Source organism: Pseudomonas sp. (assembly GCF_033723075.1).
Classification (GTDB): Bacteria; Pseudomonadota; Gammaproteobacteria; order Pseudomonadales; family Pseudomonadaceae; genus Aquipseudomonas.
In genome coordinates, this window is sequence record NZ_JAWVXU010000028.1 from 21377 (window position 1) to 44533 (window position 23157).

At 61.6% G+C, this 23157-nt stretch carries 17 protein-coding genes; 7 read left to right on the top strand and 10 right to left on the bottom strand.

The window, feature by feature from the left end; all coding sequences use genetic code 11:
• The first annotated feature begins 13 nt into the window (after positions 1-13).
• Positions 14-943, top strand: a complete 930-nt coding sequence (locus tag R3355_RS22115; protein WP_318963236.1) for a c-type cytochrome domain-containing protein — start codon at positions 14-16, stop codon at positions 941-943.
• Between the two features lie 29 nt (positions 944-972).
• Here the strand turns inward: R3355_RS22115 and R3355_RS22120 are convergent, their stop codons facing one another.
• Entirely contained in the window at positions 973-1350 is a 378-nt protein-coding gene (locus tag R3355_RS22120; RefSeq protein WP_318963237.1) for a DoxX family protein, read from the bottom strand.
• Between the two features lie 277 nt (positions 1351-1627).
• Here R3355_RS22120 and R3355_RS22125 point away from each other — a divergent pair, with 277 nt between their 5' ends.
• From R3355_RS22125 to R3355_RS22135, 3 genes are all read left to right on the top strand, one after another.
• Entirely contained in the window at positions 1628-2959 is a 1332-nt protein-coding gene (locus R3355_RS22125; protein WP_318963238.1) for a deoxyguanosinetriphosphate triphosphohydrolase, read from the top strand.
• Positions 2960-2962: 3 nt separating this feature from the next.
• Positions 2963-4051: an FUSC family protein gene (locus R3355_RS22130; RefSeq protein ID WP_318947742.1), complete on the top strand. Its 1089-nt coding sequence runs from the start codon at positions 2963-2965 to the stop codon at positions 4049-4051.
• A 94-nt stretch (positions 4052-4145) separates the two neighbouring features.
• Positions 4146-7103 (top strand): HD domain-containing phosphohydrolase, encoded by a 2958-nt coding sequence (locus tag R3355_RS22135; RefSeq protein WP_318963240.1) that lies wholly within the window; start codon positions 4146-4148, stop codon positions 7101-7103.
• 80 nt (positions 7104-7183) lie between these two features.
• On the opposite strand, the gene R3355_RS22140 is transcribed toward R3355_RS22135, so the two are convergent.
• Positions 7184-7528, bottom strand: a complete 345-nt coding sequence (locus R3355_RS22140; RefSeq protein WP_318947739.1) for a YggL family protein — start codon at positions 7526-7528, stop codon at positions 7184-7186.
• A gap of 247 nt (positions 7529-7775) precedes the next feature.
• Between R3355_RS22140 and dacB the strand changes: the two genes are divergently transcribed.
• A complete protein-coding gene (gene dacB, locus R3355_RS22145) occupies positions 7776-9215 on the top strand; it encodes a D-alanyl-D-alanine carboxypeptidase/D-alanyl-D-alanine-endopeptidase (RefSeq protein WP_318963241.1) in 1440 nt (479 codons plus the stop codon).
• A 27-nt stretch (positions 9216-9242) separates the two neighbouring features.
• Here dacB and R3355_RS22150 read toward each other — a convergent pair whose 3' ends face one another.
• The 7 genes from R3355_RS22150 to recQ form a co-directional block, all read right to left on the bottom strand.
• Complete coding sequence (locus R3355_RS22150; protein ID WP_318947734.1) at positions 9243-9671, bottom strand: hypothetical protein; 429 nt, start codon at positions 9669-9671, stop codon at positions 9243-9245.
• 107 nt (positions 9672-9778) lie between these two features.
• Positions 9779-10912, bottom strand: coding sequence for a CynX/NimT family MFS transporter (locus R3355_RS22155; RefSeq protein WP_318947767.1), 1134 nt, complete (start codon positions 10910-10912; stop codon positions 9779-9781).
• A gap of 192 nt (positions 10913-11104) precedes the next feature.
• A complete protein-coding gene (locus tag R3355_RS22160) occupies positions 11105-11398 on the bottom strand; it encodes a SelT/SelW/SelH family protein (RefSeq protein ID WP_172147466.1) in 294 nt (97 codons plus the stop codon).
• A gap of 137 nt (positions 11399-11535) precedes the next feature.
• Entirely contained in the window at positions 11536-13596 is a 2061-nt protein-coding gene (locus R3355_RS22165; protein ID WP_318963243.1) for a FimV/HubP family polar landmark protein, read from the bottom strand.
• 283 nt (positions 13597-13879) lie between these two features.
• The gene (locus R3355_RS22170; RefSeq protein WP_318963244.1) at positions 13880-15283 is read right to left on the bottom strand and encodes a DHA2 family efflux MFS transporter permease subunit; all 1404 of its coding nucleotides are present in this window, start codon (positions 15281-15283) and stop codon (positions 13880-13882) included.
• Entirely contained in the window at positions 15283-15723 is a 441-nt protein-coding gene (locus R3355_RS22175; RefSeq protein WP_318963245.1) for a MarR family transcriptional regulator, read from the bottom strand. The genes R3355_RS22170 and R3355_RS22175 overlap by 1 nt, the downstream gene beginning before the upstream one ends.
• A 225-nt stretch (positions 15724-15948) precedes the next feature.
• The gene (gene recQ / locus R3355_RS22180; RefSeq protein WP_318963247.1) at positions 15949-18075 is read right to left on the bottom strand and encodes a DNA helicase RecQ; all 2127 of its coding nucleotides are present in this window, start codon (positions 18073-18075) and stop codon (positions 15949-15951) included.
• Between the two features lie 155 nt (positions 18076-18230).
• Here recQ and R3355_RS22185 point away from each other — a divergent pair, with 155 nt between their 5' ends.
• Positions 18231-18818, top strand: coding sequence for a YecA family protein (locus tag R3355_RS22185; RefSeq protein ID WP_318963248.1), 588 nt, complete (start codon positions 18231-18233; stop codon positions 18816-18818).
• Between the two features lie 15 nt (positions 18819-18833).
• Positions 18834-19235, top strand: a complete 402-nt coding sequence (locus tag R3355_RS22190; protein ID WP_318963250.1) for a YbaN family protein — start codon at positions 18834-18836, stop codon at positions 19233-19235.
• Positions 19236-19598: 363 nt separating this feature from the next.
• Here the strand turns inward: R3355_RS22190 and R3355_RS22195 are convergent, their stop codons facing one another.
• Positions 19599-23138, bottom strand: a complete 3540-nt coding sequence (locus tag R3355_RS22195; RefSeq protein ID WP_318963252.1) for a type I secretion C-terminal target domain-containing protein — start codon at positions 23136-23138, stop codon at positions 19599-19601.
• Positions 23139-23157 lie beyond the last annotated feature (19 nt).

Here is a 23157-nt window from a genome sequence, read left to right on the forward strand (position 1 = left end):
GACGTGGTTCGCCATGCCTGATCATTCCTCCCGTACGCTGGCGATTGCCCTGCTGCCGAGCCTGCTCACAGGCCTGCAAAGCAACGCTGCCGAACCCGCCTATAGCGCCATCGCTCCGATCCTGCAAAGCCGTTGCGTGCTCTGCCACAGCGGCCCGCAGGCACCACTGGGCCTGTCGCTAGACAGTCTGGACCAGTTGCTCGCGGGCAGTCAGCGCGGCCCCGTGGTGCGGGCGGGCGACCCCGCCGGCAGTGAACTGCTCAAGCGCCTCAAGGGCCTCAGCCTGCCGCGCATGCCGTTGAGCGGCCCACCCTTTCTCAGTGCAGCGGAGATCACCCTGTTCGAGCGCTGGATCGCCGCCGGCCTGCCGCCCGGTGCAGGCTCTCCTGCGCGGAATGCCGCGGCCAACCGTCCGGCCACGCCCTCGCCGCAGCCCGGCGAAACGGTGAACTACAGCCATGTCGAGACGATTCTCAACCAACGCTGCGTCAAGTGTCACTCGGCATCAGGGATCATGGGGACAGCGCCCGAGGGCTACCTGCTGTCGTCCTATGCCGCGACCCTGGCCTCCGGTGAGCGCGCACGCGTGGTACCAGGTTCGGCCGAGGCCAGCGAGCTGGTGCGGCGCATCCGTGGACAGGCACGGCCGCGCATGCCCTATGACGGCCCACCCTTTCTCGATGACAGGGAGATCGCCTTGATCGTCGCCTGGGTCGAGCAAGGCGCCCGCGATGCGCAGGGCAAGCCGGCAGCCATGCCCACAGGGGCGAAGCTGCGCCTGCACGGCACACTCGGCGGCAACTGGCGGCTGGACGGGCTGGCGCTCAAGGTCAACGCCGCGACCCGCCTCGATCATTCACCCCAGGCCGGTGACTATGTGCAGGTGCGCGGACGCCTGCTGCAAGACGGCAGCGTGCTCGCCGAGCGAATCAGGCCACGCTAACGGCCTACCTCGGCCGTCGTCCCGACTCCTTATTTGCCGCGCCAGGCATCGATACTGAAAGTGCCAGGCCCCTGCACGTAGAGCAGTAGAAAACCGCCGGCCATGGCGAAGTTCTTCATGAACAGAATCATCTGCATCTGCTCGTCGAAGTTGCGATGAAAGATCACCGCCGCCGCCACGCAGAACGCGGCCAGCGCCAGCGCCGCCCAACGGGTGAGAAAACCGAAGATCAGCGCCAGGCTGCCGCCGATTTCCAGGACGATAACCAGCGGCAGCAGTGCGCCGGGTATGCCCATGCTTTCCATATAACCCTGCGTGCCGGCGTAGCCGGTGATCTTGCCGAATCCGGCCAGCAGGAAAATATGTGCGAGAAACAGCCGAGCGAGCAAGACGATTGCATTGTTCATACACCCACCTCTGGAGCGGAAACCGCTTCATCCAGCGCCTGACATCGAGTCCACCGCCCCCCGTTGGTGGTTCCATTCATGTAGCGGAGGCGCAACCGACTCCAAGATTCCCTGCGCCCCCTGGTTTGACCTTAGCAACGCTATACCCGACCCGCCAGCCGCACGCGGATTGTCCGATCTTCCTGGCTTTACCCGCATGCCGCAGAGTTTAGGCTTGCAGGCAATCGCACGAACCCCGAAGCTAGGGCCATCTGCCACTGAATGGCGAGGACTGGCCTTGGACTGGCAAACACTGCTCAACCGCGAACGCCTAGGCAAGCCGACGCACAGCGCCGACGAACTGGGCCGCAGCCCGTTTCACAAAGATCATGACCGGATCATCTTCTCCGGTGCCTTTCGCCGCTTGGGCCGCAAGACCCAGGTACACCCGGTGTCGAGCAACGACCATATCCACACGCGGCTGACCCATTCGCTGGAAGTCAGCTGCGTCGGCCGCTCGCTGGGCATGCGCGTCGGCGAGATGATTCGTGCGGAACTGCCCAACTGGTGCGAACCGAGCGACCTGGGCATGGTCGTGCAGTCGGCGTGCCTGGCCCATGACATCGGCAACCCGCCGTTCGGTCACTCCGGCGAGGATGCGATTCGTCACTGGTTCCAGCAGGCCGCCGGACGTGGCTGGCTGGATGCAATGAGCGAGGCCGAGCGCGGCGACTTTCTCAGTTTCGAAGGCAACGCCCAGGGCTTTCGCGTGCTCACCCAACTGGAATACCACCAGTTCGACGGCGGCACGCGGCTGACCTATGCGACCCTCGGCACCTACCTGAAATACCCCTGGACCGCACGCCACGCCGAAGCGCTCGGCTACAAGAAGCACAAGTTCGGCTGTTACCAGAGCGAACTGCCACTGCTCGAGCAGATCGCCCACAAGCTCGGCCTGCCGCAACTGGAAGAACAACGCTGGGCACGCCATCCGCTGGTCTATCTGATGGAGGCAGCAGACGACATCTGCTACGGCCTGATCGATCTGGAAGATGGTCTGGAGATGGAGTTGCTCGACTACAGCGAAGTCGAGGCCCTGCTGCTCGATCTGGTCGGCGACGATCTGCCGGAAACCTACCGCCAGCTCGGCCCGCAGGATTCCAAGCGGCGCAAACTGGCGATCCTGCGCGGCAAGGCCATCGAACACCTGACCAACGCCGCCGCCCACGCCTTCGTCGAGCAACAGGACGCGCTGTTGGCAGGCACCGTGCAGGGTGATCTAGTCGAACATATGCACGCCACTGCCAAGCGCTGTGTGCAGAGTGCCAAAGACATGGCGCGGCAGAAGATCTTCCAGGACAAGCGCAAGACACTGCACGAGATCGGCGCCTACACCACCCTGGAAATCCTCCTCAACGCCTTCTGTGGCGCCGCACTGGAGCAACATGGTGGGCGCACGCCCTCGTTCAAGCACCGGCGCATCCTCGACCTGCTCGGCAACAACGCGCCGGATCCGCACGGATCGCTGTATACCTCGTTTCTGCGCATGATCGACTTTATCGCCGGCATGACCGACAGCTACGCTACTGAAATGGCCCGAGAAATGACGGGACGCTCAAGTCCGGTGTAATCAATGAAAAGCGTTTTGCAGAAGACGTTCAGCTGGCATGCTGGACCGCCGGCCTGGGGGCCGGCGATGGTCGCCGGCTTCGGCTGCGCCCTGCCCTTGCTGCTCGGCTTGTTCAGTGCCCATCCGGGCTTTCTCTGGGCCTCGGTCGGCGCCTTTCAGGCTGCCCAGGCCAACCCCTTGCACCGGCTTGGCATGCTACGCATGTTGATGCTCATCGGCCTCGGCGCCAGCAGCGCCGGCCTGGGTTTCTGGGCGGCCAACGACCCGCTGATCAGCCTCGGCCTGTTCGGCGCCTTCGGCTTCTTGCTCGCTTGGCTGCAACGCTTCGGCAGCGAGGCCGGCAAACTGGGCATAGGCCTGGCCGTCTGTCTGTGCCTGGGCCAAGGTCAGCAAGGCCTGGGCAACCTGGATAAACCGTTGGCCATTGCCATGCTTTTCACCCTCGGCGGTCTCTGGGTGATGCTCCTGGCGTTCGGCCTGCGCGGCATGCACGGCCTGCGCATGTGGCCGTACATGCCGCGCTTCGTCAGCCTGCTCAAGGTCCTCAAGCGTCACGCCAAGCGCCTGCCCCGGCGGCAATGGCGCCTGCATGCGCTGGCTTGCACCCTGGCCTTCTCCCTCGCCGGAATGGCCGTCAATCTGGCCGGCCTGGAACGCGGCTACTGGTTGACCTTGACCGTGGTGACCACCCTGCAGCTGGAATTTCAGGGCAGCCTGGTGCGGGCCCTGCAGTCGAGCCTGGCCAGCCTGGGTGCTGCAGGGTTATTGATTTTGCTCGGGCACAGCCTGCAGGATCCGCCGCTGATGGTCGCCACCCTGCTGCCGCTGATCACCCTCAGCCGTGCCATACAGGCCAACCACTATGGCTTGTTCGTGCTGCAAACCAGCGTCTGCTTCGTCCTGCTCGCCGAAAGCCTCGCACAGGATTGGCAGCTTGCCGAAGTGCGCTTGCTCAACGCCCTGTTTGGCGTGGTGCTGGCGCTGTTCGTCGCGCTGCTCATGCACGGCCTGAGTCAGTTGCTGGAAAAGCGCGCGCAGCGCACTGCCGACCGCCTTGAGCGGGTCGACACGCACATTACTCGCTCTAAGTAGAGAACTTCTTATGCCCAACCGCTTTTAACCGGCAATCCTGCGGCTGCTTCACTATGCTTGCTGAGCCCGGACGCAATCCATGGAGTGAGGCGCGATGCTCAAAATCGCTCAAACCCGCAACCGCAGCTTCCCCCTGCACGTGCATATCAGTGTGCTGTTCACCCTACTGCTACTGCTGACCGGTGTGGTGCTGGGGCTGTTCAACTACCAGCAGAACTCTCAGATCATCGTCTCCAGCAGCGCCAAACTGTTCGAGCGCATCCGCCAGGATGTGCAGAAGGATCTCCTCCACACCTACCAGCCGATACGCCATCTGCTCAGTTTGCTGGTGCTGGACAACGCTACCCAGGCGACCGACCTGCAGGCGCGCCTGGAGCTGCTGAAACCCTTAACCCAGGCTCTGCGCGACAATCCCAAGCTGGCCTCGCTGTACCTCGGCTATGCCGATGGCGACTTCTTCATGGTGCGGCCACTACGCAACGATGCCCTCAAGCAGCTGCTCGACGCTCCCGCCGAGGCGGCATACCAGGTCTGGTCGATCGAGCGCAGCGAAACCGCTATCGAAGCCAATTACCTGTTCTTCGACGGTTCGCTGAACCTGATCGCGCAACGCCAGCGTCTGCAGGAAGACTTCGATCCACGCAGCCGCAGCTGGTACCAGAGCGCCCGCCTGGACAGCAACCAAATCACTACCGCGCCCTATGTGTTTTTCTCCACCCGGGAAGTCGGCACCACCCTGGCCAGACGCGCCGGGCAGACTACGGTACTGGCCGCGGACCTGACCCTGGCCGACCTTTCCGCAACCCTGGCCCAGCACCAGGTCACAACCAGCAGCGAAGTAGTCCTGTTCGACGCCAGCGGCAATACCGTGGCCTATCCCGACAACACGCGCCTGCTGATGATGCACAACGGCGAACCGCACTTGACCCCGGCCCGCGACCTCAGCCCCGCACTCGCGGCCCTGCTCGACGATGACCAGGATGCCCCACAGCAAGGCGTGATGGAGCTGAGCAAGCAGCGCTGGGTGGTGTCGCGCAGCCATCTGCAGGAAGGCGGACCGCAAGGCCTGCATCTGGCGCTACTGGTGCCGGAAGACGAACTGCTGGCCGACGCCTACCGCATCCGCTGGCAAGGCGCGCTGGTCACCCTGGCCACCCTGCTGCTGTGTCTACCGCTGGGCTGGCTGACCTCGCGCCTTCTGGTCAAGCCGCTCAAGGCGCTGGTGCTGGAGGCCGAGGCGATCCGTCGCTTCGACTTCGACTACCCCGCCAGCGGGCGCTCGCCGGTACTGGAAGTGGATCAACTGGCCGAGTCCATGACGCGAATGAAAGAGACCATTTCCAGTTTCCTCGACATCGCCGCCAGCCTCTCGGCCGAAACCCGCTTCGATACCCTGCTCAAGCGCGTGCTGGAAGAAACCGTAGCCATCAGTGCGGCCCACGGCGGCCTGATCTACCTGATCGACGCCGACAGCGGACGCCTGGAGCCTTATGGCCTGTTTCTCGACGGCACCCAGCACAGCCTCGGCAAGCACGGCATACTCGGCTACGACAAGGTCACCGACCAGCTGCCCGTGTGGCTGCAACAACCGGCCAGCGGCGGCGACAGCACCGTCAGCTCGATCGGCTTCGACCAGGCCGGTGACTACCAGAGCCTGCTGCAGTCCCTCGACAGCCCACGCATGCACCTGGTTGCCACCGGCCTGCACAACCGCCAGGGCGATACCCTCGGGGTGCTGGTGCTGATGCACTGCGACCGTGGCGAGCCATCCGATCTGGCCATGCAGAGCCCCGAGCGCGTGGCGTTCGTCGAGGCGGTTTCCGGCGTCGCAGCGCTGTGCATCGAAAGCCAGCGCCTGCTGGAACGACAGAAACAGCTGCTCAATGCCTTTATCCAACTGATTGCTGGCGCCATCGACGCCAAGAGTCCCTACACCGGCGGCCACTGCCAGCGCGTGCCGGAGATCACCCTGATGCTGGCCCGCGCAGCGGCAGACAGTGAAGAGACGGCCTTTCGCGACTATCGGCCCAGCGACGAGGAATGGGAGGCGCTGCATATCGCCGCCTGGCTGCATGATTGCGGCAAGGTCACCACGCCGGAATACGTGGTGGACAAGGCGACCAAGCTGGAGACGCTCTACGACCGCATGCATGAGGTGCGCATGCGTTTCGAGGTGCTCAAGCGCGATGCCTGGATCGCCTACTGGCAAGGCTGTGCGCAAGCTGGTGATCAGGCGCAGCTGGCGGTCCTGCGCGATGAATTGCTGGCCACCCTGGACGACGAGTTCGCCTTCGTCGCGCGCAGCAACCTGGGCGGCGAAACCATGGCCGATGGGGACTTGGCGCGCCTGCAGCAGATCGCCAAACGCACCTGGATGCGCACCCTGGACGACCGCCTCGGCCTGTCCTGGGAAGAAGCCAAACGCCATGAACGGCGGCCGGCACCGAGCCTGCCGGTCGAGGAACCGTTGCTGGCCGACAAACCCGAACACCTGATCGAGCGCCCAGCCAGCGAAGTCATCCCGGCCGACAATCCATGGGGCTTCAAGCTCGAGGTTCCCGAACACAAATTCAACCGTGGCGAGTTGTACAACCTGAGCATCGGCCGTGGCACCCTGACGCGTGAGGAGCGCTACATCATTAACCACCACATCGTGCAGACCATCCGCATGCTCGAGCACCTGCCCTTCCCGCCCCACTTGCACAACGTCGCGGAGATCGCCGGGGGCCATCACGAAAAAATGGATGGCAGCGGCTACCCGAAACGCCTGCGCCGCGAGCAGATGAGCCTGCCGGCACGCATGATGGCGATAGCCGATATTTTCGAGGCACTGACCGCCGTGGATCGCCCCTACAAAAAGGGCAAGCTGCTCTCGGAGTCGCTGAACATCATGGCGGACATGTGCAAAAACGCGCACATAGACCCGGAACTGTTTGGCTTGTTCGTGCGCACAAAAATCTATCGGCACTACGCCGAACGCTTCATGCAGGCACAACAGATCGATGGGGTAGACGAGCACGCCGTGCTGACGAAAGCCGGACTGGCGGGCTAGGCAGCGGTTGGCTGGAGCCTAACCGCGGAGGGACAAGCGAAAAGCCACGGCCGGGCATGCAGCATGCCCGGCCGCAGACATCAGGCCGGAGTATTGATAGTGCTTTCCGGATACCAGACGTCCATCAGCGGGCTGACGGTAATGTCGACCAGCTCATCACGACCTTTCAACCAGGCTTCGACCTGGGCACGCTGCTCTTCGCTGACCGAACCACGCTTGGCCAGGCATACCAGACCGTAGTCATCGCCACCGACATAGCCGAGACCATTGGCGGTCATGGCGTCACGCAGGAACTGTTCGAGGAAAGCGTCAATGGCCTCTTCGGCCAGATCGTCTTTGAAGTTCAGGTTCAGCTCAAAACCCAGCTCCTGGAATTCATCCACGCAGAGTTTTTTGCGCAGACGGCGGGAACGGTTAGTAGCCATGGAACAATCCTCAAGAGTGATAACGCGCGGCACTTTAGCAGCTTGCCGTACGAATTGCCCGCCTCTCTGCCAGCCAGGCGACCGACGCTGCACAAATAAAGTCGCTGACTGCACCCCTGCACCGGTCGCAGAGCGACGCAGACATGGCGCCCCTGATGCATAATGTGCGGCAATTCACAAAACCTCGACGGGATCAGCCGTACATGCCTCGCGCCAGCTCCACTCTTCGCCTGAAGGGTATCCGCCCATGACCAACATCTTGCGCCCACTGGCCATCGCCGGTTTGCTCCTGCCGCTCGCCTTGCCCCTGCATGCTGCCGTCAACAGCAGCCTGCCAGTCAAGGTCCAGCAATCGCTGAAAGCCAGCAAGATCAGCAGCCAGTCGCTGTCGGTGGTCACCCTGCCGCTTACCGGCCCGGGCACCAGCACCTTCTTCAATGCCGACGTATCGGTCAATCCGGCCTCGACCATGAAGTTGGTGACCACCTTTGCCGCGCTGGAACTGCTCGGCCCGACGCACCAGTGGAAAACCGAGTTCTACACCGACGGCCCGCTGAAAGATGGCGTGCTGCACGGCAATCTGTTCCTCAAAGGCGGTGGCGACCCCAAGCTGAACATGGAGCGACTCTGGCTACTGCTACGCGACCTGCGTGCCAACGGCGTGCACCAGATAAGCGGCGACCTGGTACTTGACCGCAGCCACTTCAACCAACCCACGTTACCGTCTTTCAACGATGACGGCGGCGACACCAACAAACCATATCTGGTCACCCCCGACGCCTTGCTGGTAAACCTCAAGGCGTTGCGCTTCGTCGCCCGCACCGACGGCGGCAAGGTGCACATCGCAGTCGAACCACCGATCGCCGAGATCCGCATCGACAATCGGGTCAAGGCCTTGCCATCAGGCAAATGCCCAGGCTGGCCGGATGTGCGCTACAACCCGGTGAAACAGTTCGACGGCACTACCGTGATCGTCAGCGGCAAACTGGCCGAGGGTTGCAGCGCCCAGACCTATCTGTCCCTGCTCGATCATCCTGGCTATGCGGCCGGCACCGTGCGAGCTATCTGGCAGGAGCTGGGTGGCAAGATCCTTGGCGATGATCGCCTCGCCGATGTGCCAAAAAAAGCCCGCCTGCTTGCGCGTGCCTTCTCCCCGGATCTGGTGGAGATCATCCGTGACATCAACAAATACAGTAACAACACCATGGCCCGTCAGCTGTTTCTGAGTCTCGGCGCACAGTTCCGCAACGAGGCCGACGGCGACGATGCCAAGGCTGCGCAGCGGGTGATCCGTGGCTGGCTGGCGCGCAAGGGCATTACCGCACCGCACCTGGTGATCGAGAATGGCTCCGGTCTGTCGCGTGACGAACGCGTTAGCGCACGTGAACTGGCGCAGCTGCTGCAGGCCGCCTGGAAAAGCCCCTATGCCGCCGAGTTCATCAGTTCCCTGCCGCTGGTGGCCATGGACGGCACCATGCGTAAGCGCCTGCACCGCACCGCGCTGGCCGGCGAGGCGCATATCAAGACCGGCACCCTGAACAATGTCCGCGCCATCGCCGGCTACAGCCGCGACAGCAATGGCAATAGCTGGGCAGTGGTGGCGATTCTCAATGATTCGCGGCCCTGGGGCGCGTCATCGATTCTCGACCAGGTACTGATCGACCTGTATCGCCAACCTAAACCCTGAACGCCTGGATAGGCGGCTGCCCGGCATTCAGCCGCGCAGGCCGCCCTCGCGCTCCCAGGCACAACGCACCCGCAACTCACCTTCCTGGGGACTGTGACAGCCGTTATCCGACTCCCAGCGGAAGGTATGAGTACCGCTCAGTTCGGTTTCCAGATGGACCACGGCACTGGCCCAATACAGGCGTTTGAGCAACGTCTCGAACTGCCCGACCCACAGGCTCCACTCATACTCGACTGCGCGGTAACTGGCGCCGAAGTGAATCACCTGGGTCTGGTACAGGCCTTCTCCGGGCTGCAGGCAAAAGGCGAACATCTCGCGCCCGAGAAATGGCCAGGTCTCGCCAGCCGGCAACTCGCCCAGCACCTTGTGGTTGATCTGGCGACGCAGACGACTCTGCACCGGGCTATCGGATGGCCAGTCGCGAATGCAGCCATAAACGATGGATTCGGACTCCACACGGGCACTCCAGAAAATCAAGGCTGCCTTCTATCACAGCGCCGGGTGCCAAGAAAGGAACAGCTGGGAAACTTTGTCGTTTTGCCGGCCGGCTCACACTCGCCTGATCAGGTATGGCGCGGGCCGCGGCGCATGACCCAGCCCAGCCCGGTCATCAGCAGCGCCAGGCTGGTCAGCACCATGAACGGTAACTGATAGTGACCTGCAAGATCGCGGGCCAGCCCGGTAAGGACCGGAGTCAGACATGCCATGCTGTAGCCCATGCAAAGCATCATCGCGGTCCAGCGACTGACCGCCAGCGGCGAACCCGCCTCGTACAGCGGCAGTACCAGGGACAAGGCAAATGAACCGCCAAGCCCCAGGCCAATGGTGACCGCCCACAACTCCGGCGCGAAGGTCGGCACGAAGGTGATCATCGCCAGACTGACGGATGCCACCACGCCGCAGGCGACCAACAAGCCATAACGATTGCCGAAACGCTGCGCCAACCAGGGCAACAGGAACGCACTGGGCATGCCCATCAGCATCGAGATACTGAATAGCGCATTGCTGTGCAGCAGGGTCAAACCGGCCTCGTGGTAACGCGCCACCGCCCAGGTTGCCAAGGCATAGAACAGCCCTGCCTGAAGCGCGAAAAAACAGCTGATCAACCAGGCCCGCGGTTGCTTCCATGGCAAACCGCTGCCGGCTTCGGCGGCATCCGCAGGCTCGGCCTGACTGGGCAGGCACAGCCACAACAGCAACCCCAACACCGCGGGCAAGGCCCAAACCGCCAGCCCCTGCGGCCAACTGCCGCCAAACAGTTGCGTGGCTGGCGCCGTCAGCACCGCACCGGAGGCGCCGCCAATGGCCATGCTCAGGGAGTACCAGCCAACCACGGTGCCCATCTGCCCAGCGAAGTGGCGCTTGATAAACCCCGACAGCAAGGGCCCGGCAATCGCAATGGCGGCACCGAGCAACACCGCACTGGCAATCAGCACAACACTGGACTGGCCGGCCAGGCGCATCAACAAGGCGGCGGCGATCACACCCATGCACAAGGCGATGGTGCGCTCCAGCCCCACCCGCAACGCCAGGCGCGGCGCGAAAGGCGCCAGTAATCCCATGCACAGGACCGGCAATGCCGTGGTCAGACTGATCAGGCTCCGGCTCAATGCCAGCTCATCGGCAATCCGCTCGATCAGCGGGGCCAGAGAAGTAATGCCGGGGCGCAGATTGATCGCTGCCACCACCAGCGCCAGCAGCAATAGGGCTCTAGACGGCGCGTTCAATTTGCGGTGGCCCGGGGCGGTCGAAAAGACAATTGCAAACAGGTTTCTGGCGAGGTTTTCACTAAGATTCCAACATCGTGACGGCTAGACTGACCGAGCTGGGAACCCTAGCGCCTGGGCAGCTAGAGAGCAAGTCCGCAAGCACTAAAGCTGACCGAACGATCAGGCGCCATTCGAACGATCATTGTGGCCGAGATCACGCGCGGGATCGATCAAGTCGCGCAAGCGCTGCTTGAGCACCTTGGCTTCGGGAAAACCGCCGTCGGCTTTGCGCTCCCATAGCTGCACGCCATCACAGGTGACGCGAAACACCCCACCGGTGCCAGGCTGCAGGCTGACCTTGCCAAGATCATCGGCAAAGGTCGACAGCAATTCCTGGGCCAGCCAGGCTGCGCGCAACAGCCACTGGCACTGACTGCAATAGGTGATGGTCACTTCAACCTTGCTGCTGGACATAAACCACTCTGCCTACACAAAAAAATCATGATAACCCCGCACCCCGGGTTGCAGCGTAAAAAGGCCCGCTTACCTTGCACAGGTATGCGGGCCTTTTTAAGTGACGCCCCGATCAGCGAGCAGGCCGAACCATCTCTTCAGGCAATTTTCGCCAGCAACTCGCGCGCTTCCTGCTTCTGCTCGTCATCGCCATCGCTGATGACTTCATTGAGGATGTTGCACGCACTTTCCAGACTGCCCTGGTCGATGTAAGCCAGGGCCAGGTTGAGCTTGGCCAGGTTGTCACGGCTCCCGGCCAACTGATCGAGGTCGTGCAACAGGTTGCTCTCATCGGCGAGGGGTTGCTTGAAACCCTCATCCAGATCTTCCTGCAACCAGTCATCCGCCGATGCCTCTTCGACCAGCATCGACTGGGCAAAGGGACTGCGTGCATCGCGATTGCCCGCCGACTCAAAAACCTCCGGCAGGTCCTCACGCTCGAAAAACTCCGAAGTCGACGCCAATGTCTTCTTACGCATGCTGGTTGGAAACGGGCTAACCAGATCCCAATCCGCATCCAGCGACAAGTCATCCAGATTGAGCTGAAAATCATCCTCCAGGTTTTTATCCACTTGCACTGGCGCCTGCGTCTCGTCCAGCACCAAAACAGCATCGTCCAGAGTGTCAGCAGCCATGGGCGCATCGAGCAAACCGGGGTGACGCGCCTTGAGCTGATCGATACGTGCCGCCGTGAAACCGGCATTGCGCAACCTTGCTTCCTCCTCGACGAAGGCCTGGACATTGCCCTGTTGGGCCAGCACTTCCAGCAGTCGGAAGCGAATATCGCTGCGCTCTGGCTGGAGCTCAAGCGCCTTACCGAGAACCACAGCGGCTTCACTGAGACGGCCATAGGCAATGTAGATATTCGCGCCTTCCAATGCGTCGGCGGGACTGGCCGAAACGGCAGTGACGTTCTTGGCCATGCTGACCTGGGGAGCCGCCGGCAACGCCTGCGCAGGTGGCTCGGGCTCTTTTGCCGGCGGCTTGGAAGCTGGCTGGGCCTGCGGCGTTGACGGCGCAAGCGGACGCCGGTTACGCCAGAGCAACCCGAGCAGGCTGACCAGCAACAAGACCAGCGCAGCCACACCGACACTCAACCAATTGCGGCTCGGCGCCACCGCCGACTCGTTCAGCTCAACCAGCGCAGGCTCCGCCACGGCAGGCGCCGGAGACGCTTGTGCGAGCGCAGGACGCTCCGCCAACAGGGTTTGTAATTCAACCAGCTGCTGATCCTTGTCGCCCACCTGCGCCTGCAGCTGCTGCAACTGCGCCTGCAGATCAGTAATGCTCTGCTGCAGGTTGAGATTTTCCTCAGCCTGACTGAGCAACTCCTGATCCAGGCGCCGTTGCATTTTTGCCATCTGTTCGGCCTGCGAATCGACTGGCGGCTCACCGGGCGCCAGGGCTTGCACACTGGCAGCCGCAGCAGTATCAGCGGAGGCGATCGGCGCACTGCCCGCCCGGGCTGCATCCGGTAGCAGCAGATCGGCCCCGGCCCGCAGGCGGTTGATATCGCCACCACTGAATGCCTGCGGATTGAGCGCATGGATATCGTCCATCAGCGCTTGCTGCGCTGCCTGGCTACCGGCAGCGCGCAAATCTGCGGCGATCTTCCACAGACTGTCACCACTGACGACCCGATAACGCGCACCCGCTTCGGCGACAGGCATGACGCGCGGCGCAGCAGGCGTTGCCGAAGCCAGCGGGCGCTCGGACGCTGCCCTAACCTCAGGCGCGGCAGCGACGGTGCGGTAGGCCGATGAGCCGGGCGGATCGAGCAGCAGGGTGTATTCGCGCAGCAGCGCACCATTGGGTCGCGCCACTTCGACGATGAAGTTCAAATAGGGTTCACGCACCGGCTGGCTCGACACCACACGAATCACGCTGTTGCCGCCTCGCAGCAAAGGGGTGAAACGCAGATCGTTGAGAAAGAACAAGCGATCGACGCCAGAGCGGTTGAATACATCGGCAGATGCAAGCCGCACCAACAGATCACTGCTGCTCAGGTCGGCGACTTGCAATAATTCGATTTCAGCCTCTAGCGGCTGATTCAACGCTGAATGCAGGGTGATTTCGCCCAGCCCCAAGGCCGGTACTACCCCGGAATAGAATGCCGAGCTTGAAGCAAGGCCGAACAGCAATTGCCGAACTCGAGACATATGAACTCTCCCGCTGACTCCGCTCCCGAGTCGTCACACCACTCCACGCCTTGGCGTGTGTTTCCGTCAGTGGTGAAAACAGTGGGTGCAGCAAATTCTCATGTCGGGGGGGAACATTCCATGTCGAACCCGGCTAATGAGTGAGTATGGCTATGATTTACCAGCCTGCGTGCATTAATGCGCACATAGTGGTACGGCAGGACGCCATCATACGCAAAAGCAACGGAAAACAGTCAATATAATGACCCCACAACCCCACTGCATGTTGCCTGTGTGCCGGCTGTCAGTGCTTTGTTGAACGCACGCGCCAAGCCGCCAGCACCGTCAGGGCAAAGACTGCCGCCATCAGCCAGAAGCTCTGCTGGAACGCCACGGCTTCGGCCGCCAGATCACCGCCTTCACGACCGTGGCGCCACTCGAGAAAAAAAGTCAGCAAATTGACGCCAAACGCTCCACCCAACTGACGAACGAAGGTAATGGCACCGGCACCCAGAGCCAGTTCCTGCGCACTGAGGATATCCAGAGACCCGGTGCTCAGCGCCGGCAACAGCAGCCCGAGCCCGACCCGCCCGACACAGGCCCAGAAGCACAGCACGGCGAATGAGGCGCCCTGCTCGATCCAGCCGAAACCTGCGGCAGACAGGGCGAAAATCAGCAACCCACTGACCAGCAGCAAGGCCGCCGACTGCCTATCGCTCAGCCAGCCACCGACAAAGGACGCGGCGCCCATCAGCACCCCTGTTGGCAATAGCAGCAAGCCGGCGCGGCCGGCGCTGTAGCCTTCGACTGTTTGCAGGTACAGCGGAATCAGATAGGTCGAGCCATACAGGCCCATGCCCAGGGTCAGCGCCACCCAGCTGGCATTGCGAAAGCCGGCATGCCGCCACAAATGCAACGGCAGCAGCGGCTTGGCGCTACGCCAGCTACGGGTGAAGAAGCCGATAAATGCCAGCGTACCCAGCAGACCGGACAACCATACCCGTGGCGTCAGCCAGGCAAAGCGCTGAGCCTCGGCCAGCGCAGCGAGCAAGGCGAACAAGCCCACGCACAATAGAACGAACGCCCATACATCCAGCAAAGGCGTGTTTTTTTCCCGCTGACTGGGCAACAACCACTGCCCGCCCAGCAGCGCCAGGCCGCACATGGGCAAGGGCAACCAGAATACGGCGCCCCAGCCAAAGTGGTCGACCAGATAGCCGCCGATGGTCGGCCCCAACGTTGGCGCAACCATCACTCCCAGGCCGTAGAACCCCAAGGCCATGCCCCGACCGCCGCCAACGAATACGCGAAAGATCAGCACCATGGCCAATGGCTGGACGATTCCGGCACACAGACCCTGGACGATGCGCAGGGCTATCAGTTGCCAGGCGTCCTGGGCGACCAGTGCCAGCAATGAACTGAACACGAACAGCCACAGGCCGAACTGCGCAGTGCGCCTGGCGCCAAAACGCGAGTGCGCCCAAGCGGCCAATAACAGGCCGGCGGTCATGGCCGCAAGGAAACCGGTGGACAGCCACTGCGCCTGCGGCCGGCCAATCGAAAAATCCAGCATGATCGCGGGCAGGGCCACATTGATACTGGTCGAGGCCAGGACCATGGCCATGCTGCCGATCATCAATATGCCCAGCAACCAGCGCGGGTAGCGTGGACCGAAACGCGCCTGCAAGTCCGCCAGGTCTTGCCCCATCAGCGTTTTTCCAGGTTACCCAGAATCCGTGCGTGCACTTGCTGGCATCGGCGCAGCTCTTCTTCGTCGATACCGGCGAAGAGCTCTTTGCGCAGCTGGGTGGAGATAGCCTCGATTTTTTCGATCAACGGCTGCGCCGGCGGGCTCAGAGCGATTTTCTTGGCGCGGCGATCTTCCGGTACTGCCTGCCGGGTAACCAGCCCCTGGGCTTCCAGGCTATCGAGCAGCCGGGCCAGGGTTGGCCCTTCGACCCCCACGCTTTGCGCGAGCTCACGCTGGGTCGGCAGCTCTTCAAAGCGCGACAGATGCAAAAGCACCAGCCAGCGCGCCTGTGACAGACCAAGCCCGACCAGACGACGATCAAGCTCTGCACGCCAGGAGCGGGACAACTGGGCTAATTGCATGGCGAAACGGTGTGGATCCAACTGCGACTGCGTCATGGCTAAACGGCTCTTTAAATATCAAAATCTAATTATTAGTGAGCTAACCATAACCGCAACCCCGAGAGCAAGCCCCCAGCAAACTCTCGGTATGTCACCCGTTGACACACAGGTCATCCTCGGTAGGGCTGAACAGTCGACGATAGACGCTCGCGCTGGCCAAAAGAGAGTTAAAAAGCAGCTAAAACTGCCGAATATCTGCCCTGCATTGAGGACGTCGCGGACTCAGGCGCCGAACTCGGCCTGCAACGCGGCACGCACGCAGTACAACACGCCGTCCTCGGCCCGCCCAACGAACAAACCGCTGACTTCAGCCACCGGCGGCAGCTCGCCTTCACCATCTAGAAAGGCATCCTGGATCTCGCCGAGCAGCTCTTCCGGCAGATCCAGGGCTTGCTCCAGGGAAAGCTGCTGCTGGCCGATGGCCTCGGCCAGCAGGCTGTAGACGTTCTTCTCGCTGCACTGGAGCTGGCTGGCGATCTGCAACGGGGTCATGCCGGCACGGGCCAGGCTGACCAGTTCATGCCGCAGGTCAAGCACCACCCGCGGCGCCTCGGCATTACCGCCCAGCACTTCGAGGAAGGCCTCGCCATAGCGTTCCAGCTTGCGCGCACCGACCCCGCTGACCTGGGCCATTTCGGCCAGGGTGCCGGGCTTGCTGCGCAGCATTTCCAGCAGGGTGGCGTCGGGGAAGATCACATAGGGCGGCACCGCATGCTCCTCGGCCAACTTGCGCCGCAACGCGCGCAGGGCTTCCCATTGCTCGCGCTCGTCGCCGCGGACCAGCTGGCTGGCAGCACTGCTGGAGGTTTTCGCCGTGTGCTGCGGTTTCAGATCGCGGCGCAATTGCAGGGTCACTTCACCGCGCAACAAGGGCCGGCAACTGTCGGACAGACGCAGGCCGCCGTAGCCCTCGAGGTCGACATCCGCCAGGCCGCGCGCCACCAGCTGGCGAAACAACGAGCGCCACTCGCCCTCGCTGAACGCCTTGCCGACGCCGAATACCGACAGGTGCTGATGGCCCGGGCCGCGCACCTTGTCGTTGTCGCGGCCGAGCAGCAGGTCGACCAGATGACCAACACCATAACGCTGACCGCTGCGGTAGATCGCCGAGAGCGCCTGGCGCGCCGGCTCGGTGGCATCCCAGGTCTGCACCCCGTCGACGCAGTTGTCGCAGTGGCCGCAGGGCTGTGGCATGTCCTCGTCGAAATAGGCCAGCAATACCTGACGGCGGCAGCGGGTTTCCTCGCAGAGCGCGAGCATGGCGTCGAGCTTGTGCTGTTCGACGCGCTTATGCCGCTCGTCGCCTTCGGAGTTGTTGAGCATCTGTTTGAGAAAGATCACGTCCTGCAGGCCATAGGCCATCCAGGCATCCGCCGGCAGACTGTCGCGGCCGGCACGGCCGGTTTCCTGGTAATAGGCTTCCAGGGATTTGGGCAGGTCCAGGTGGGCGACGAAGCGCACGTTGGGTTTGTCGATACCCATGCCGAAGGCGATGGTCGCCACCATGATCAGGCCTTCCTCGTTGAGGAAGCGCTTCTGGTGATAGGCGCGCAGCTCGTTGGCCAGGCCGGCGTGGTAAGGCAACGCCGGAAAACCCTGCTCGGTGAGGAACGCCGCCATCTCGTCGACCTTCTTGCGCGACATGCAATAGACGATGCCAGCATCGCCCTTGCGCTCGGCGAGAAAAGCCAACAGCTGCTTGCGCGGCTGATCCTTGGGCACAATGCGGTAAAAGATGTTCGGCCGGTCAAAACTGGAGAGGAAGCGCTCGGCGTTGTGCAAATGCAGGCGCTGAACGATTTCTTCACGGGTGCGCATGTCCGCCGTGGCGGTCAGGGCGATGCGTGGCACATTGGGGAAAAGCTCGGCCAACTGGCCCAACTGCAGGTATTCCGGGCGGAAGTCATGCCCCCACTGCGACACGCAATGCGCCTCGTCGATGGCGAACAGGGCGATGTCCAGACGCTGCAGAAAGGTCAGCATGCGCGGTTGCACCAGGCGTTCCGGGGCCAGGTAGAGCATTTTTATTTCGCCGCGGTTGATCCGCTCGGCGATCTCGCGCTGCTGCTCGGCATTCAGGGTGGAATTCAGGGCCACTGCTGCCACCCCCAACTCGTCGAGGGTAGCGACCTGATCATCCATCAAGGCAATCAGGGGCGACACCACCACCGCCAAGCCCTCACGCAGCAAGGCCGGCACCTGAAAACACAGCGACTTGCCGCCGCCGGTCGGCATCAGCACCAGGGCGTCACCGCCGCCCGCCACGCGCTCGATGATCGCCCCCTGGCGGCCACGGAAGCTGTCATAACCGAAAACGTCTTTGAGGATGCGCAGTGCCTGGTCGAGCATGAAAGGTCTCCGAAACGAGCCGCGCATTATACGCACCTGCTTGCCCGACTGAGTTTTGATCTGTTTTTTCGCTGCGCATTTTCCTAGAACTATGGCCGCTGTAGCAGGTCTGGACTAGAATCCATCCTCGTTTACTTCTTCAAGGTAGCCCCACGATGTCCTTCGCCGAGCAACTGTCCCGCCTGCAAGTCTTCCTCGACGCCGATGAGCTGCACGAAGAGGCTCTGGACTACGTGGCCGCCCACGGCTACCTCACTGCCTTGTCGATCTGTCCCGACCCGGTACCGGAGCGCGAGTGGATCGATGCCCTGTTCTCCGAGCCGCCGCATTACCGCAGCGACGAGGAGCGCGACGATATCGAAGCCACCCTGGTGCAACTGCAGACCCATATCGCCCGCCAACTGGCCAGCGACGACGATCCGGAAGTACCTTGTGAGCTCGACCTCGGCGATGATCCGGACGACTCCGATCTGCGTGGCTGGTGCATCGGTTTCATGGAAGGGGTGTTCCTGCGTGAAGCCGCCTGGTTCGACGATGCCGAAGACGAGGTCAGCGAACTGCTGCTGCCGATCATGGTCGCCTCCGGCCTGTTCGAAGAACAGGCAGAGTTCGCCGAAATCGCCAGTGACCGCGACCTGGTAGACAGCATGGTCGAGCAAATCCCCGAACTGCTGACCGCACTATTCCTGCTGTGCCAGGCCCCGGAAGAAAAGCCAGCGTTGCTCAAACCCCGCCACCATTAAGCCTGCGCCACGGCCATGGCGCGTGACGTTGTAGAAAACCGTAATCCGCTGATTCGCTGTGCGCTGCTGACCCTGGGTTGGCTGTGCGTGGCACTCGGGGTGATCGGGATCTTTCTGCCGGTCTTGCCGACCACGCCGTTCCTGCTACTGGCCGCAGCCTGCTTCGTGCGCAGTTCCAGGCGCTTCTATCTGTGGCTGGTGCTGCACCCCAGACTTGGTCCGTGGGTTCGCGATTACCTCGAGGGCCAGGGCATCCCGCTCAAGGCCAAGGTCTACAGCATCGCCCTGATGTGGTTCAGCATCGCCCTCTCCTGCTACCTGGTTCCGCTGTTCTGGGCCCGCGCCTTCATGCTGACCAGCGCACTATTGGTGAGCCTCTACATCCTCAAACAGAAAACCCTGCCCAATCCGCGTTAGCCGCACCCGCACGAGCCTAACCGCTGACTCACGGCAAAGCCGCTGGATGCAGCCGTTTCTCCAGCCATGATCGGCGGAGACACGGCAGATGCGGCGGTGAATTCAGCGAGCTCGCCCCCGGCCATGGTCCAGGCGCAGAGCGACCCCAGACTGCCGTGGGGGTACCTACACGATTTCGCCAGCCAACCCGGGCTGCATGAATGGCGCGTGTTGTTTGATTAGAGATAAACCCCGCACGGATCGATCCCCTTGAGTGCACGTTGACTGCAGATACTTTGCATACGGGCCTATCAATTGCACCAGGCGGAAGACAGATATAACCTCCCGCCACCAAGGTATGGCAGCGGGCAGTTTTGTAGCGGTCTAGACGGTATCTACCTTAAGCGCATTATCGTCGAGCAAATTGGTGATTATGCTGGCCTCATTTGCCGTGCCATAGAACGTCGACAGATTGATGTTATCCAGCACTAGCTGCTGTTCAACCGGACCGCTCGCATCGACATTCACCGAAATAGTGGTGGTCGTTCCGGCGAAGGCGAAGTCCAGGTAACTTTGCAAGCTCCCGACGCTCGTATCCACACCAGTTAGCAATTGCGACAAATCCAACACATCCGAACCGGTCCCGCTGGTGTCGATGAAAAAATCGGTAATGTGATCGACTCCATCGCCCAAAGTGTCTGGCTGCCAGATATAGCTATCCTGCCCTGCACCACCGGTCATGACATCGGCACCAAGGCCGCCGATCAGAAGGTCGTCATCATCGCCGCCGAGCAGCGTATCGTTGCCCGAACCACCGAACAAGACATCATCGCCACTGCCGCCGGAGATGATGTCATTGCCCTCTTGCCCATACACCAGATCGTTTCCTGCACCGGCATCAATGCTGTCATGGCCGAGTGCACGCCCAGACTCCTGCCCAAGTTCATCCGCGTGAGTCAGTACATAATCCACCGTATCCGCACGGGCCCATGTGGCGTATGCACCCGCTCCGGCACCGGCTTCCAATGCAACAAACACCTGCCAACCCGCACCCGGGTTAGTAGTCAGCGCCGCAGCGGCAGCCAGGATATCGGTATACAGCACATCAGCAAAAATCAGGTCATCTCCCGCGCCGCCCAGGATAGTGTCATTGCCTGCATCATATAGCTGAGTCGCCGGATTGAAGTCGGCCAGCACACTCGCCAGTTGCTCACCGGTGGTTATATTGCTGGCGACGTCAGGGTTGACGGAGGACAGTTCGCCCTCGATCTGGTTGAGAATATCGAGCGCCGAACCGCCCACATTGATGCCGACCGCCTGAATCTGTCCAAAGCTCGCCTCGAGCAAAGCTACTTCACTTACGCCGTCGTCATTCTGCTGGCCCGACGGGTTATGTATACCCAGTACATGAGCAACCGCCGTGCTGGTAGCACCATTGGTCACGGTATTGTTGAGGTTGGTTGAGTCTCCGGTCAGCCAACTGTTCGGCGCACCATCGGAAACGAACACAACCTGGTTGATCACATTGGCCCCTGTATATGGGGCGTCAGCGCCCACACTCGCGACCCAGTTCAAGGCCACTTGCAAGCCCGCCTCATAATTCGTCCAGCCGTTGGCAAGCAGACCATTTACCGCATTTTGCGCGGCAATCAGTTCCCCTCCCTTGATATCGAAAATCCCAAGGCTCTGGGCCGAATTACTGAAATCGACAAGTTGGATGCGCACATTGTCCGCAGCACTGACCGCGAGTCCCGAGAGCAGGCCATTAACGGCTAACTTGAGAGCGGCCATGCGACTCATGGTCGTCCCATTGAAGCTGATATTCGTCGTCATGCTGCCGGAGGAATCGAGCGCAAGTATCATGTTGACATTTTTTCCAACGAGGTCACTGCGCCCCTCATCGCCCACCAGAATATCGTCCCCTCCTTTGCCCGTAATGACCCCCGCCCCTGCTGGAGTCACATAGAGAGCGGCACTTCCCTCCACGTCGTTGGCGTTGGAGCCAACCACCAACTGGCCTGTAAACTGCGGCTGAAAAACAACGTCCAGTGTGGCCGATGCCTGGTCACCATCAGCATCAATAACAGCGACGGAAAAAGATGTGCTTATTGGGTCTTCTTCGATCCGGTCAACGATCGAGGAACCGTTCACCCGGAACCCGGAACCCCCGGTATCAGACAGGTCTATTCGGGTTATCCCCGTCAACACCGTAGGAATAGCGGTCAGCACACCGTCGGTAAATACCGTGGTGCCACTCTCGGTGACGCTATTGCCCAACGCGTCTTGGCCATAGACAGTCCAGTTGACCGCGTTCGTTGTATCCGAACTCTGAATATCAATGGAAAACTGTGCACTGACCACCGGACTGGCATAGGAGAAGTAAAGTGCCGTACCACCACTTATCCATTGACTATCCGCCGCCAGACCCTGCTGACTTGAATTCACCGTCCCCACCGAAGAGTCAACTGACATAACGACCGTCTGCCCGGCTGGAATTGAATCCGTAGGTTTGTAGAGCGCACCTGTATCCGTCAGCAACAGGTAATCCTGGTTGCCGCCAATATTCTGGTTGAAAGTCGCACCAAATATCTGGGTAGGGCCATCCAGCTTACCGTTCATATCAATTACATAATTGCCTGCCACATCATATGTCAGGGTAAATATCAGCGACTGACCCGCCCCCCCGGTATAGGGCGCTGGCGTTGTACTGGTAAAGGCGTAAAGCACGCCCATATCGCCGGGATTGACTGAGTAATAAACGGTATTACCGCCCGAAGTTAGCGACGATGCGCCGAACGTGACGCTAGTGCCATCCCAGCCAGCAATATTGCCGGTCAAATCAGCGCTTCCAGGTACATCTGCGCCGATAACAGGGTCAGAGGTACCTGTCGCGTAACCCGATGGATCATTGTTCAACGATGCCGGCGAAACAGTGGTGAGCGTCGGCGTATCGTCGACGATCCGGATGACCAGCTCGTCGCTGGCACCACTGCCGCCTACGCCCAGCACACTGACCGTGACGCTGTCATCAAAATGGGTGCCGGTCGCACCTGCGTGACTGTCGTTGTCGATGGTCGCGCTCAGCGTGTAGCTGTAACTCAGCGTGCCTGCACTGTCCGTACCGCTGTAATCGGTCAGGGTCAGCAGCCCTTCTCCCGTATTGATGACCTGATTGCTTGTTGCCAGGGCCTGCAGTTGCACCAGGCTCAGGGTCACCCCGCCGACCGTAACGCTGGCGATGCCGTCAGTGGCCGATACCGTGAAGTGGCCACTGGTGGTTTCGCTGGTGTCCGCTACCGAAGTCAGACCTTTTTCGTAGACCGTTTCATCGGGACCGTGCAGCGCGGCGGTCACCACCTGGGCGCTGTCGTTGCTGCCGGTGATGGTGATGGTCAGGGTTGCGGTGTCCAGGTCGCCGTCGGCGTCCTGCATGGTGTAGCTGAAGGTTTCCGTAAGGCTCTCGCCACTGTCCAAGGCCTGCACCGCCGGATTGGCGTTGTTCAGCAGGTAGCTGTAGCCGCCATTGCCGGTGTCGCTGAAGCTGCCGTAGCTGGCTGCGGTGCTGGCCCAGCTGACGAAGCTGGTTGGCGTGTCCGCACCCGGCTGGCCGTTGGCATGCAGGTCGTTGCTGAGCACGTTGCCGCTGATCGGCGTCAGCGTGTCTTCGGCGATGCTGTGGCTGTCGTCCACCGCGTTGGGCACATCGTCGACGATCTCGATGATGATGCTCGCCGGCGCCGAGCTGACCGTACCGTCGGAGACGCTGAGGCTGAAGGTATCCGTTTCGATCCCAAGGCCATCAGTGGTCGGGCTGGTCAGTTCATAGCTGTAGCTGGCCACGCCGGTGGCTGCGTTGTAGGCGCTGATGGTCAGGGTGCCGTTGGTGCCGGCGAAAGTACTGCCGGCCAGATTAGCGATGGCCACGGTGACACCGTTGATGGTC

Bases quoted from the DNA above. Each gene is read 5' to 3' on its own strand.
- recQ (WP_318963247.1), bottom strand. From the start codon at position 18,075: ATGCTCGACCAGGCACTGCGCATCCTCAAAGACGTTTTCGGTTATGAC.
- R3355_RS22175 (WP_318963245.1), bottom strand. From the start codon at position 15,723: ATGACGCAGTCGCAGTTGGATCCACACCGTTTCGCCATGCAATTAGCC.
- R3355_RS22160 (WP_172147466.1), bottom strand. From the start codon at position 11,398: ATGTCCAGCAGCAAGGTTGAAGTGACCATCACCTATTGCAGTCAGTGC.
- R3355_RS22185 (WP_318963248.1), top strand. From the start codon at position 18,231: ATGTCCTTCGCCGAGCAACTGTCCCGCCTGCAAGTCTTCCTCGACGCC.
- R3355_RS22190 (WP_318963250.1), top strand. From the start codon at position 18,834: ATGGCGCGTGACGTTGTAGAAAACCGTAATCCGCTGATTCGCTGTGCG.
- dacB (WP_318963241.1), top strand. From the start codon at position 7,776: ATGACCAACATCTTGCGCCCACTGGCCATCGCCGGTTTGCTCCTGCCG.
- R3355_RS22130 (WP_318947742.1), top strand. From the start codon at position 2,963: ATGAAAAGCGTTTTGCAGAAGACGTTCAGCTGGCATGCTGGACCGCCG.
- R3355_RS22140 (WP_318947739.1), bottom strand. From the start codon at position 7,528: ATGGCTACTAACCGTTCCCGCCGTCTGCGCAAAAAACTCTGCGTGGAT.
- R3355_RS22115 (WP_318963236.1), top strand. From the start codon at position 14: ATGCCTGATCATTCCTCCCGTACGCTGGCGATTGCCCTGCTGCCGAGC.
- R3355_RS22165 (WP_318963243.1), bottom strand. From the start codon at position 13,596: ATGTCTCGAGTTCGGCAATTGCTGTTCGGCCTTGCTTCAAGCTCGGCA.
- R3355_RS22135 (WP_318963240.1), top strand. From the start codon at position 4,146: ATGCTCAAAATCGCTCAAACCCGCAACCGCAGCTTCCCCCTGCACGTG.
- R3355_RS22120 (WP_318963237.1), bottom strand. From the start codon at position 1,350: ATGAACAATGCAATCGTCTTGCTCGCTCGGCTGTTTCTCGCACATATT.
- R3355_RS22170 (WP_318963244.1), bottom strand. From the start codon at position 15,283: ATGGGGCAAGACCTGGCGGACTTGCAGGCGCGTTTCGGTCCACGCTAC.